Raw genomic sequence first — 13,109 nt, forward strand, 5'->3', positions numbered from 1 at the left:
ATTTTCATAGGAGTTCAGTGAATGTAAACATTTGCAGTGGAAATCCTTTATTATTTTTTCTTTAAAAATAATAAAGATTGAAACGGATAGCGGGACACGAGCGAAGCGAACTGGCGAAGCAAATTGCTCTTAAAAAAATTACTTTGAAAAAAATACTCCTGCTTTCTGATACGCACAGTCACATTGATGATACGATTTTGAAATATGTCGCACAGGCTGACGAGGTTTGGCATGCCGGCGATATAGGCAATTTGGCTGTAACGGATGCGATTAAAAAGCTAAAACCATTGCGTTGTGTGTATGGTAATATTGACGATGCCACAGCCAGACTGGAATTTCCGTTGCACAACCGATTTATGTGTGAAGAAGTCGATGTTTGGATGACGCATATTGGCGGTTATCCTGGGAAGTACAATCCAAATATAAAAGCAGAAATGGAATCGAATCCTCCAAAATTGTTTATTTGTGGACATTCGCATATTCTAAAAGTCATATTTGATAAAAAGCATAATCTATTGCACATGAATCCCGGAGCTGCCGGAAAAAGTGGTTTTCATCAAATACGCACGATGTTACGTTTTGTGATTGAAGGAGACAAAATCAAGGAGATGGAAATTATTGAGATTGAAAAACGGGTCTGATTATTTTTTTCTGATACGTAATAGGTACCATTATTTTTATGCCTGTGCCAGAATCTAATTTGGAATCTATAGTAATAGTCCCTTTGAGATTATTAATTCGCGCTCTGATTTGGTTGAGGCCAAAACCTTCCAGAACATCAAATTTACTGGATTCAAATCCCTTTCCGTCATCCATAATATCGATATCCAGAAAATCGTTGTTTTCATGAATGTTTAATTTTGCCTGATGCGCATGGCTGTGTTTTAAGGTGTTATTAAGAAGTTCCATGATGATGAAATAAATTTTCATTTCGAAATCTTCATCATAACGCGTTTTTCTGTCTACAGAACTGGAGTAATTAAAAAGAAGAATCGAATTGGAATTTTTTTCGCATAAATCGTCCAATGCATCAAATAAGCCAAATCTTGCCAAAAGTGAAGGCATCAATTCGTGCGATAAATCCCGAACTTGATTGTGCGCTTCCTCGAGAATGGCTTTGGTTTTTATAATTTCTTCCGATGAAGATTGATTTTGAGACGTATGAGCATGAAGATGTAATCCTGCCGAGGAAAGCAATGCGCTAATGTTATCGTGCAGAAAAGAAGCTATTTTTTTTCGTTCTAATTCCTGCCCGTTTATGGACGCATTGATCATGTTTTCCTGAGCTTTACTTCGTAGGTCTTTTAGTTTGTTTTTTTGCTTTAGTTTAGCGTTTTCTGATGAAATGTAAAAAACGATGAATACGAATAGTAAAATTAGAATTACTAAAATTACAATTTTTTTATTTCTGGATTGCTTTTGTAATAAAACATATTCCTTGGTTTTAAACTCGCTTTCTATTTTATCAATTTCTCTTTTATATTCGTCAATTTCAAGATTTATTCCGGCAACATTGGCTTTATTTAGTCGTTCTTGATTGTTTAATTCTTCGGTAATATCATTGAAAAGAGACAGATTTTCGTAGGCGTTTTTATAATCACCATTTTTTAATAAAAACTTAGAATACTCATGATGTGAATAAGATAAGTCTGATTTTTCATTTCCTTTATTTCCTAATTCTATCGCATTTTTGAAAAAAAATTGTGCTTTTTCAGTGTCATTTTTATAATTATAATACATCCCGTTAAGCATGTTTAGTGCAACAACAGTAGAGATGTCGCCATGTTTTTTATGGTGTTTGTTGATATACTTTAGATAAGGTAGTCCTTCATTATAACGGCCAATGTCAAAATAAGCCCATGTCAAATTGAGTTTCGTAAACACTATTTGGGCTGAGTCTTTTATTCTGGTGCTGTATTGTAACGATTTTTTATAGTAATAAATTCCTTTTTCATATTGCTTCTTATCAAAACAATAAATGTTACCTAAATTATTGTTGATCCAGTTTTTTAAAACATCGTTATCGGTTTTGTTGGCATACGTTAAGCTTTTATGGTAATAGAAAAAAGCTTTGTCATATTCAGATAACTGATCAAAATTTGCAGCAATAGTGTTGTAAGCACCCGCAATTAAATTGTTATCTTTGAGTTGGATTGCTTTGCCTAATGCCAGTCTTGAAAGTACGAATGACTTTTCGTAATTGCCTTCTTTCATCAGCAGTATGGCTTCATTGGAAACCAAAGTAACTTCTTTTTTTGTAGGTATATTTTTTTGTGCAAAAAGGGTATTTCTTGAAAAATTAAGTAATAAAAACAATACTATAATTATTTGTCGGTATGACATAGATACTTTGATTTTTTTTGGATATGTTACTTTGTTGAGGGAATCGTGTAGAAGTGAATGTTATTTTGGATTGCCAACTTAGGATTTAATCAATTGGTGTTTGATTGCATATTTTACCAAACTTATTGAGTTTTTGGCATCCAATTTTTTCATAATATTTTTTCGATGAGTTTCCACCGTATTTACGCTTATAAATAATTGGTCGCTAATTTCTTTACCACTGAATTCAAGTGATATCAAAGTGATGATTTCCAACTCTCTTTCGGTCAATGATAAGTTTCCTGGTAGATAAGATTTGTTTAATTTTGGATTATCTTTAGTAGCAGTGTTGAATATTTTCTCTCGAACAGCTTTACAAAAATATTCCTCCCCATTATAAACAGACTGAATCGCTTCAACAATATTTTCTCCGGCACATTTTTTTGTCAAGTAACCGCTACTGCCTAGTTTCATTACTTCTTTGATTAGTCTTAAATCGTCGTGACTGGATAAAATAATAATCTTACAGGGAAAACCTTTTAAAGCAAATTCTTTTATGACTTCAATTCCATCTTTTTCGGGCATATTAATGTCTAAAATAAGGATGTCTGATTTGTTTTGGATTACTTCTTCATATACACTATTTCCGTTGACTGAAAACCCAACTACTTCAAATCTAGGATTGGTATGTAGTAAAGTTTTGATTCCATCAATAAGAATTTGATGGTCATCAGCAAGATGAATTCGTATTTTGTTTAACATATCGTAGTTGTTATTGCCAAATTTATAAAAAAAAACAACAGATTCTTTATTTTTTAGACCTTTGTTGTTAATATTATTATTTATTTCTATGAATAAGCAATATCGTATCTAAAACCAATTTCGTTGGATGATGTACGAATTCTTCTTTAAATGTCAAGAAAATATTTAAAAAGTATAAAAAATAGCGGTACAAAAAAACCCGAACTGTTACATTCGGGTTTCCTTCGCACTAATAAACTAAAGTTTATAGGTTTACCTCAATCTGTCCACAGATTTTACAAGATCTTCATCCTTTTTGATGGCCTTATTAGCCAAGACTAATAACACGACAGCAACTACAGGTAGAAACATCCCAATACCTTTCTCCGAAACAGCAGGTGTTTCTCCAGATAGATTTAGTGAACGATATACAAACAATCCTAATAAAATCAAATTTAATATGATATTCAATCTGCCTATGACAAACTGATTTTGTCTTTTTTTATACGAAACAATACTTAACAAAGACAGAGTAGTACTCAATCCTAATAGTATCGTATATACTTGGCTTTGCATGAAATAATACTCCTTACTATCACTCATTGTCCATAACGGAATAAAAAATAGTAAGATGCCTGTAACTACAAAAGCAAGTAGTAAATAAATAGTCTGAATTCGCTGTATCATTTGTTAAATATGTTTTACAAAAATATATTTTCTTTTTTAAAAATACTATTGTCTGATTAAATTTTATTCGTATTATTGCATCATAATTCCGTAAGCACTTCATACTGCGGTTGATTCAATTTAAAGTTTACTACCTATCTTTTACATTATTTCCAAAAATTAATTAAACTCATAGAACATTCATGTTTGATATTTCTGCATTAAAAGAAATGAAGCTTTCTGAGCTTCAAGAAATAGCTAAAGCAGCTAAAACCATAAAATTTAACGGCGTAAAAAAAGATACTTTAATCAGTCAGATTTTGGATTCTCAAGTTGCTGATGTTGACGCTTTACCAGATACTAAAATGGAAGGCGATCTTGAAGACGACAAACCTAAAAGAGTTAGAATCGTTCCTGTTAAAAAAACAGCCATTCAAAAAACGGTAAAGAATTCTCTTTTTGAAACGGAAGAAATTGCAGAAACGAGTGCCAATGATGAAAATAATCTTCCGACCGAAGTTGTTTTAACAGAAGAACAGGATGCAAAACAAGAATCTGAAGGAAATGAGAAAAAAGTAGGTAAGGTAATTAAGTTCAATAAATCAGCTTACGAGAAAAAAATTGCTTTAAAAAAGGATAAAGAAGAGGTAAAAGACGCAAACACAGTGAATGAGTTAGTATCAGAAACAGCAATTGAAGATAAAGAAGAAGCTGCTTCTGCTCCTGCAAAGAAGATAAACCCAAATCAATTACACAAACAAAATACCATCGCAAATCCAAACGGAAATGGGAATGGGAATCAAAATCCGAATTTTAAAAATAAGAAAAGTAATTTTGCTGCTTCCGATTTTGAATTTGACGGCATTATAGAAAGTGAAGGCGTTTTGGAAATGATGCCTGATGGATATGGTTTCCTGCGTTCTTCAGATTACAATTATTTGGCTTCGCCAGATGATATTTATTTATCAACTTCTCAAATCAGATTGTTTGGTCTTAAAACCGGAGATACTGTAAAAGGGGTGGTTCGTCCACCAAAAGAAGGAGAGAAATTTTTCCCATTAGTACGCGTTTTAAAAATAAACGGACATGATCCTCAAGTAGTTCGTGACAGAGTTTCATTCGAACATTTAACGCCCGTTTTTCCATCAGAAAAATTCAAGTTGGCAGAAAAACAAAGCACGATTTCAACACGAATAATCGATTTGTTTTCACCAATAGGAAAAGGACAACGTGGAATGATTGTGGCACAACCCAAAACCGGTAAAACGATGTTGCTTAAGGAAATTGCCAATGCGATTGCGGCAAATCACCCTGAAGTATATTTGATTGTTTTATTGATAGACGAGCGCCCGGAAGAGGTTACGGACATGCAACGAAGTGTGCGTGGAGAAGTAATCGCGTCCACTTTTGACAGAGAACCGCAAGAGCATGTAAAAATTGCAAATATCGTTCTGGAAAAAGCAAAACGATTGGTAGAATGTGGTCACGATGTAGTAATTCTTTTAGATTCTATCACACGTTTGGCCAGAGCATATAATACAGTTCAGCCTGCTTCAGGTAAAGTATTGAGTGGTGGTGTGGATGCCAATGCATTGCAAAAACCAAAACGTTTCTTTGGAGCTGCCCGTAATGTTGAAAATGGTGGTTCATTAAGTATTATTGCTACTGCATTAACTGAAACGGGTTCAAAAATGGACGAAGTTATTTTCGAAGAATTTAAAGGAACCGGTAACATGGAATTACAATTGGATAGAAAAATTGCCAACAAACGTATTTTCCCAGCAATCGATTTGACTTCTTCAAGTACACGACGTGACGATATGTTATTGGATCAAAAAACATTGCAAAGAATGTGGATTATGAGAAAATACCTTTCGGATATGAATCCGGTGGAAGCTATGGATTTCATTAATGATCGTTTTAAAAAGACGAAGAATAATGAAGAGTTTTTAATCTCGATGAATGATTAATAAAAGAGTAAAGTTGCCAAAGATTTAACGGGATAAAAAATAAATCGGAACAGAATTAATTCTGTTCCGATTTATTTTTTTTACTATTTTGAGTTTAATTTTATTGATGTGCTTTGTTCTAAGTTGCTTAATAATGAAGTAGTACATTTTGATCTCTTGTCCTAATTTTTGAATGCTTTGATAGTAAGAATCTTTCCTAAATCATCAGATTTTTAGTTTATCATGTAAGTCAAGTTCGCGTCTTTTTAGCCAATGATCCAAACAACTATTTCCATGAATATTACGACGTCAATAAAATTCAGTTTTGTAAAAGACCAGTTTAAATTCTTTTACTAGTACGCTTTTGAACGTCTCGTTATAAGTTTATTATGAAATGATGTATTTATTCTTTCCTTTTTGTTATCTACTTTTTTCATTCATTATCCAGATTTTCATTAAAAGCGGATGGAAGTAGCGTAGGGATGAATTTGATTAAAATAGGCAATAATAAACTACCGCCGGGAAGTAAAAATATAGTCAAAGAAGGGATGGTTTTGCAAATTTCCAATAGTTGTTTTTTGACTTTTTTCTTTTCTTTTTCGTCCAAATCTCGTCTGGTAGAGTAGGCTAGTAACACCATTAATTCCTTGCTTTGCTCAATTTCCTTGATTAGTCGTTTTTTATTTCGGCTTATTAGTGTAACAACGCTTTGAGTGGTTTGGTCGTAAAAATGTTTTACAGGATTTGAATAATTAAAATACGGTATTTCTTTTTTATGTTTAGAAATGAATTCGTTGGTAGTGAAAATACTTTCGCCAACAAAAGAATCTGGGACAGATAAAATCTCAGCTAACGAATGCAAAAAATATTTCTCGTCGTTTTCTATTTTTCCATCGCTCCACAAAGCCATTCCAGCAATATCTATCAAATAATATTGTTCTAATTCATTTGTAAAGTAAGCCAATTGTAACGTTTCTAGACTCTGAACAGAAACTTTGGAGAATTTGCTGTAGCGTATCGAGGCTTCAAAAAGTTTAATTAACAAATCATCGTATTGTGATTTTTCTAACTTGATTTTTAACGCAAGTGTCACAATATTGACAACCGTTTCTTCAATTTTTTTCAGATATTTTTCCGGAATTATTCCATGTACCAAATATTGGCGAAAAGCAAGCACGTCAATGAATAATAATGCGTTAGTCACCAGATGGGAGAAACTTTTGCTTATGATGCTGTCATTGGTTTGAACACGTTCATCAATTATTTTTTCTAAATTTAAAGCAGGGGAATATTTTGGAAGAATTTTTTTAAATAAATTAAATCCCTGAGGATTCATTTGATTGTAAAAAGTATTTGCTTGTTTGATGAAATTCTCAGGATTGATATCTTCGTTAGTCAAACAAAAAACTTGGTATAAAGTATTTAAAAGTGCGACTTTTGAAATCTCTTCTTTGAACCAACCTTTCGTTTCTATGGTCGCTACAGTATCAAATGCTATGATATGACCGTAGATAAAACCAGTATTTCTTACCTTTTGATAAAATGTATCGGCAGTTTTAGAAACTGTTTCTTTTGAAAATTTTTGTTCACTAAAAAATTTGTCTATCCAACCTGGTGCCGAAGGGTTAATCATTGCTTTAATTTGAAGTTACAAAGCTATGTTTTTTTATGGTAGTTTTAACTGGAGTATTCTTGTTTAACACAGATACTACAATTAATTAGCATTGTTTTTCTGGTTTTATACTGGATAAATTAAATTGTTATCATTTTTGATTAAAAACACTTGCAGTCGGTTACTATATTTTAGAGTAAGTAATGAAAATTTCTTATTGTAAAAATGATATCTTGACATCTAAAAGGTGCAATAAAGGACAAAGCCCTGAATTATGAATAAACAGGGCTTTGATAAGTATTTAAGAATTGAATAAAGTTTCAGCGGCTTCCCAATTGACTACATTCCAAAAAGAAGCAATATAATCCGCTCTTCGATTTTGATTTTTAAGATAATAAGCATGTTCCCATACATCTAACGCTAAAACCGGTTTCCCTTTCAGTCCTTTTCCTCGCAATCGCATCAAAGGATTGTCTTGGTTTGCTGTTGAACCTATAACTAATTTTCCATCTTGAACCACTAACCAAGCCCAACCGGAACCAAATCGTTTCATTGAAGCATCACTAAATTGCTTTTTGAATTCATCAAAAGAACCAAAATCAGTCACTATCGCATCTCCTAATTTCCCTTTTGGAGCACCACCACCATTTGGCGTCATTAAACTCCAAAATAAACTGTGATTGTAATGCCCGCCACCATTATTACGAATCGCTTCAGGAAATTTTGACATTTTTTCAAAGATACTTTCCAATGATTTAGAATGTTCCACCAAGTTTTTGTCCAAGGTTTCTATGGCTTTATTCAAATTCGTGACATAGGCTTGATGATGTTTACCATGATGAATTTCCATTGTGGCTTTATCAATATGTGGCTCTAAAGCATCATAAGCATACGGTAATTTTGGAAGGCTGTATATTGCTTGAAAGCTGTCAGTTTCTGATTCTATGACTTGATTATCAGTTTTCCACGTGTTTTCAGCTGCTAATACTGAATTAAATAGGCTAGAACCTATAATTGTTCCTGTTGAAAGTATTGCTGTTTGTTTTAAAAAATTTCTTCGTGTATTATTATTTTCCATCGGTTTAAAATTTATCCTACAAAGGTTATTAAAATAGAACATAAATTTAAACATTAAATGATAGATATGGGTTAATAAAGACTTAAAATTTGCTTAGTTTTTTGTTTGCAATCTTGTAAAGAGAGACAAATGGTATAGGAATTTTATAAAATCTATTTCTATTTGGTAAATAATATCTTTGTAATTTTGAAAGCAATCGCATAGAAGATAATACCATGTGTCGACAATACTTTTAATCAATAAAAAGAAGGATTAGATGTAGTTTTTTGATTAAAAAAAATAATAAAATAGTTACAAAAATGAAACACAAAGAAATAGCAGTTTTAAGTTGGGGTTTACTAAAGCGAACTTACAATGAATTTGATGATGATAACGGGTTTAAGTTAAGTGCGTCACTATCCTATTATACCATCTTTTCATTACCTCCGTTATTAATTATTATCTTGTCGATTTTTAGTTTTTTCTTTGGAAGAGAAGCCGTTACCGGAAGATTTTTTGGACAAATTAATGGAATGGTTGGAAACGAAGCCGCTATCCAAATTCAGGAAACCATCAAAAATATTGAATTGTCTGATAGCGTTACATTTGCAACAATAATTGGAGGAATTATGCTATTGGTAGGAGCTTCTGGTGTATTTGCCGAAATACAAAGCTCGATTAATTCTATTTGGGGATTAAAAGCAAAACCGAACAAAGGAATTGTGAAATTTGTCCAAAACAGACTAATGTCGTTTTCTATGATTGCTTCAGTTGGGTTTTTATTAATGGTGAGTTTAATGGTTAATACCGTAATGGATATAGTCAATACGCGATTGCTGATTTATTTTCCAGATACAACGGTTTACATATTTTATGTTTTTAATATTTTAATATTATTTGTAACAACGACTATTTTGTTTGCTATTATTTTCAAAACCTTGCCTGATGGCCATATTGCTTGGAAAGATGCCCTAATAGGCTCCAGTTTTACTTCTTTTTTCTTTATGATAGGTAAATTTGCCATTGGTTTTTATTTAGGAAGCTCAACCGTTGCCACTGTTTATGGTGCAGCGGGCTCAGTAATCATTATTTTGATTTGGGTTTACTATTCAGCTATAATCTTATATTTTGGAGCCGAATTCACCAAAGTGTATGCGAATGCCCATGGCAAAAAAATTATTCCAAATGCTTATGCTGTTGGAATAAAAGTAGAGGTTACAGAAATTAAGAAGAAAAAGACTGACGTCATTCCTGACGGAGAAAAATAATAAATATATTTCTAGTATGTACAACGAGTTCTATATAAATATCAAGTAAAACTAATGAAAAAAATAATTTTGTTACTTATCATTTTTTGTTCTATGCTTGTTGCTTGTAATTCCGTAAAAACTGCTAGTACTGAAAAAGCTGTATTGCAGGGTGCTTGGGAATTATATTACATATCAGGACCACGGAGAGACTTTTCTAAATTGTATCCAAATGATAAGCCAACTATTACTTTCGATTTGAAAGAAAATAGGGTTTTTGGAAAAAACAGCTGCAACAGTTATTCTGGAACATTGAATGTTGATAAAAATAAAATTAGTTTCAAAGGGCCTATGACAGTTACTAAAATGTTTTGTCCAGGCGAAGGCGAGAATATTTACATGAATACACTGGAAAAGATAGATTCTTACTTTATTTCAGAAGATGGTAAAACTTTAAATTTTATTGGGGGAGATGTAATAACGATGCGTTTTAAAAAAAAATAAATAGTAGTATTTTAAGGAAATAAAAAACCGCCTTGTTTTCAGGAACGAGGCGGTTAAAAAAAAACTAAAAACTAATTTTATTAGAAACAATATTTATTTTCTTCTACTAATTTTGTGGTTATTGTTTCTCTTAATCCTACAACATTTGGCATATTCGCGTATTTAGTAAAACGACGTAATCCCATTAACATCATACGTTGTTCATCGCCTTCAGCAAAGGAAATAACACTTTCTTTTCCTTTTTGAGTAACGATATCCACCGCTTTATATAAGTATAATTTTGCCATTGCAATTTGCTCTTGTACTTTGGCTTCTCCCTCTTTTTTGGCTAATTTCTCCGTTCTAAGAATAGTACTTTCAGCCATGTAGATTTCGATTAAAATATCTGAAGCTGCCATCAATAACTGTTGGTGTGCATCTAAATCCGGACCGTATTTTTGAACCGCTCCGCCTGCAACCATTAAGAATGCTTTCTTCAATTTCCCAATCATTTCTTTTTCTTCTGCAAATAATTCAGAATAATCAGGAGTATCGAAAGATGGAATTCCCATTAATTCTTCTTGTACTTTTGATGCGGGTCCAAGTAAATCAACATGACCTTTCATGGCTTTTTTGATTAGCATCCCTACAGAAAGCATTCTGTTGATTTCGTTAGTTCCTTCGTAAATACGTGCAATACGTGCATCTCTCCAAGCGCTTTCCATCGGAGTGTCCTCAGAGAATCCCATTCCACCAAAGATTTGGATTCCTTCATCAGCACAGTTTTGAATATCTTCAGAAACAGCCACTTTAAGGATTGAGCATTCAATTGCATATTCTTCAACACCTTTCAATTCCGCTTCTTGATGTGAAACACCTTCAGCTTCACGCGCTGCGATTCGATCTTCAATATCTTTGGCAGCACGATAAGAAGCACTTTCTCCAGCATAACAACTGGTAGCCATTTCTGCTAATTTTGAACGAATCGCACCAAACTGAGAAATAGCTGTATTAAACTGAATTCTTTCATTAGCATACTGTACCGAACTTGTAATCACTCTTCTTTGTGCGTCCAAACAAGCTGCTGCCAATTTGATACGACCCACATTCAAAGCATTCATTGCAATTTTGAAACCGTTTCCTCTTTCTGACAACATGTTTTCAACAGGAACTTTTGTTTCATTAAAGAAAACCTGACGCGTAGAAGAAGCACGAATTCCTAATTTATGCTCTTCTTCACCCATTGAAATTCCGTTATCAGGAGTATTTTCAAGGATAAAACCAGTAATATTTTTATCATCACCAATACGGGCAAAAACAATAAATAAAGAACAAAATCCAGCGTTCGAAATCCACATTTTTTGTCCTGTAATTTTGTAATGTGTTCCATCTTCAGATAAAACGGCTTTTGTTTTTCCGGAATTAGCATCAGATCCTGCGCCTGGTTCTGTCAAGCAATACGCTCCAAACCATTCACCAGAAGCTAATTTAGGAACGTATTTTTGTTTTTGTTCTTCTGTTCCGTATAAAGTGATTGGCATAGTCCCAATTCCTGTATGTGCTCCAAAAGCAGTTGAGAATGAACCCGTTGCTCCCGAAATATAATCACAAACCAACATCGTCGACACAAAACCCATTCCTAATCCACCATACGCTTCAGGAACAGCAACTCCTAAAAGTCCTAAATCCCCTGCTTTTTTCATGGTTTCTTGTGTGTACGCATAATCCTTTTTCTCAAAACGATCTTTGTGCGCCCACAATTCTTTGTCTACAAACTCTGTTACAGAGTCACGCATCATTAATTGCTCTTCTGAAAAATCCTCTGGAGTGAAGATATCTTCGCACTTTGTTTCTTTAACTAGGAATTGACCTCCTCTTGTTTTGTCGCTCATGACTTTGTTATTTTAAATTTTGAATTTTAAATTTTAAATTATTTTATAGTGTCTTCCTGAGAAGTTTTAATAATTTTTGTGATTATATTTAATATGTGTTTAATTTCAATTAAATAATTTGATTACGAAATTGTTGTCATGGTAAATTTGTCTAAGTAACGCAACCAATATTCAGTTTCTCTCGCTTCTTTAGCAACTATTGCTATTTTATGAATAAAATCTTTTCTTGACTGGGCTGCTGTAGCTTCTTCCACATTAGCTCCAATACTTGTTACAGATCTTAATATTTGTTTTTAAATAATGAATTCATTTTCTTTTTTAAGCTGAGTGAAAAGATTTACAATAGACAATGCAAAATCAAATGTTTTGCTAGCAATTATATTTTCTTTTTTTACTTTAAAATTTAAAATTCATCATTTAAAATAAAATTACAGCAGCTCATAAATCCCCGCACTTCCTTGTCCAGTTCCAACGCACATACTCACAATTCCGTATTTGCTGCCTCTGCGTTGCATCTCATCAAATAATTGAACAGACAATTTTGCTCCTGTACAACCTAGTGGATGTCCTAATGCGATCGCGCCACCATTGACATTGATAATATCCGGGTTTAGGTTTAGTTCTCTCGTTACGGCCAATGCTTGTGATGCAAAAGCTTCATTCAATTCGATTAAATCAATATCATTCAATGTTAATCCGGCTTGTTTCAATGCTTTTGGAATTGCTTTTACAGGTCCAATTCCCATGATTCTTGGTTCCACTCCAGCCGAAGCGAAGTTTACCAAACGGGCGATAGGAGTAAGGTTCAATTCTTTCACCATTTCTTCGCTCATGATTAGAACAAATGCTGCTCCATCACTCATTTGAGAAGAGTTTCCAGCAGTTACACTTCCATTAGCTTCAAAAACTGGTTTTAAACCTGCCAAAGCTTCTACAGAAGTCCCTGCTCTGGGACCTTCGTCTTTATTTACTATATAGGATTTTGTTTCTTTTTTACCGTTCTCGTTGATAAATGTTTGTTCTACCGTAATAGGAACAATTTGTTTGTCAAATTTACCGTCGGCTTGCGCTTTCAGGGCTTTCATGTGCGAGTTATAAGCAAACTCATCTTGGTCGGCACGAGATACATTATATTGTTTG

The 13,109-nt window shown here is 33.1% G+C and carries 12 protein-coding genes; 4 read left to right on the forward strand and 8 right to left on the reverse strand.

Features of this window, described 5'->3' with window-relative positions; all coding sequences use genetic code 11:
• Positions 1–143: 143 nt before the first annotated feature.
• Positions 144–641 carry a metallophosphoesterase family protein gene (locus ACP7AT_RS12710; RefSeq protein WP_426064697.1) on the forward strand — a complete coding sequence of 166 codons (498 nt, stop codon included), beginning with the start codon at positions 144–146 and terminating at the stop codon, positions 639–641.
• Here the strand turns inward: ACP7AT_RS12710 and ACP7AT_RS12715 are convergent.
• The 3 genes from ACP7AT_RS12715 to ACP7AT_RS12725 all read right to left on the reverse strand — a co-directional run bounded on the left by ACP7AT_RS12715 (position 616) and on the right by ACP7AT_RS12725 (position 3,750).
• Complete coding sequence (locus tag ACP7AT_RS12715; protein WP_426064699.1) at positions 616–2,343, reverse strand: tetratricopeptide repeat-containing sensor histidine kinase; 1,728 nt, start codon at positions 2,341–2,343, stop codon at positions 616–618. The genes ACP7AT_RS12710 and ACP7AT_RS12715 overlap by 26 nt on opposite strands.
• 78 nt (positions 2,344–2,421) lie before the next feature.
• Positions 2,422–3,084, reverse strand: a complete 663-nt coding sequence (locus tag ACP7AT_RS12720; RefSeq protein WP_426064700.1) for a response regulator — start codon at positions 3,082–3,084, stop codon at positions 2,422–2,424.
• A gap of 252 nt (positions 3,085–3,336) precedes the next feature.
• Complete coding sequence (locus tag ACP7AT_RS12725; RefSeq protein WP_426064701.1) at positions 3,337–3,750, reverse strand: DUF4293 family protein; 414 nt, start codon at positions 3,748–3,750, stop codon at positions 3,337–3,339.
• 182 nt (positions 3,751–3,932) lie between these two features.
• On the opposite strand from ACP7AT_RS12725, the gene rho reads away from it, so the two are divergent.
• Positions 3,933–5,699 carry a transcription termination factor Rho gene (gene rho, locus ACP7AT_RS12730; protein WP_426064702.1) on the forward strand — a complete coding sequence of 589 codons (1,767 nt, stop codon included), beginning with the start codon at positions 3,933–3,935 and terminating at the stop codon, positions 5,697–5,699.
• 412 nt (positions 5,700–6,111) lie between these two features.
• Here the strand turns inward: rho and ACP7AT_RS12735 are convergent, their stop codons facing one another.
• Both ACP7AT_RS12735 and ACP7AT_RS12740 read right to left on the reverse strand, forming a co-directional pair.
• Complete coding sequence (locus ACP7AT_RS12735; protein ID WP_426064703.1) at positions 6,112–7,311, reverse strand: LETM1-related biofilm-associated protein; 1,200 nt, start codon at positions 7,309–7,311, stop codon at positions 6,112–6,114.
• Between the two features lie 280 nt (positions 7,312–7,591).
• Positions 7,592–8,206 (reverse strand): superoxide dismutase, encoded by a 615-nt coding sequence (locus tag ACP7AT_RS12740; protein WP_426064713.1) that lies wholly within the window; start codon positions 8,204–8,206, stop codon positions 7,592–7,594.
• Positions 8,207–8,667: 461 nt separating this feature from the next.
• Here ACP7AT_RS12740 and ACP7AT_RS12745 point away from each other — a divergent pair, with 461 nt between their 5' ends.
• Both ACP7AT_RS12745 and ACP7AT_RS12750 read left to right on the forward strand, forming a co-directional pair.
• Positions 8,668–9,615: a YihY/virulence factor BrkB family protein gene (locus ACP7AT_RS12745; RefSeq protein ID WP_426064704.1), complete on the forward strand. Its 948-nt coding sequence runs from the start codon at positions 8,668–8,670 to the stop codon at positions 9,613–9,615.
• A 54-nt stretch (positions 9,616–9,669) separates the two neighbouring features.
• On the forward strand, positions 9,670–10,098 hold the full coding sequence (locus ACP7AT_RS12750; RefSeq protein ID WP_426064705.1) for an META domain-containing protein: 429 nt from the start codon (positions 9,670–9,672) through the stop codon (positions 10,096–10,098).
• An 80-nt stretch (positions 10,099–10,178) separates the two neighbouring features.
• On the opposite strand, the gene ACP7AT_RS12755 is transcribed toward ACP7AT_RS12750, so the two are convergent.
• From ACP7AT_RS12755 to ACP7AT_RS12765, 3 genes are all read right to left on the reverse strand, one after another.
• Positions 10,179–11,969 carry an acyl-CoA dehydrogenase family protein gene (locus tag ACP7AT_RS12755; RefSeq protein WP_426064706.1) on the reverse strand — a complete coding sequence of 597 codons (1,791 nt, stop codon included), beginning with the start codon at positions 11,967–11,969 and terminating at the stop codon, positions 10,179–10,181.
• Positions 11,970–12,091: 122 nt separating this feature from the next.
• Positions 12,092–12,256 carry a four helix bundle protein gene (locus ACP7AT_RS12760; protein WP_426064715.1) on the reverse strand — a complete coding sequence of 55 codons (165 nt, stop codon included), beginning with the start codon at positions 12,254–12,256 and terminating at the stop codon, positions 12,092–12,094.
• Between the two features lie 141 nt (positions 12,257–12,397).
• Positions 12,398–13,109, reverse strand: a 712-nt coding sequence (locus tag ACP7AT_RS12765) for a thiolase family protein (protein WP_426064707.1), incomplete at its 5' end; no start/stop codon positions are given.

Origin of the sequence: Flavobacterium sp. DSP2-3-1 (assembly GCF_049896865.1) — a bacterium.
Lineage (GTDB): Bacteria > Bacteroidota > Bacteroidia > Flavobacteriales > Flavobacteriaceae > Flavobacterium.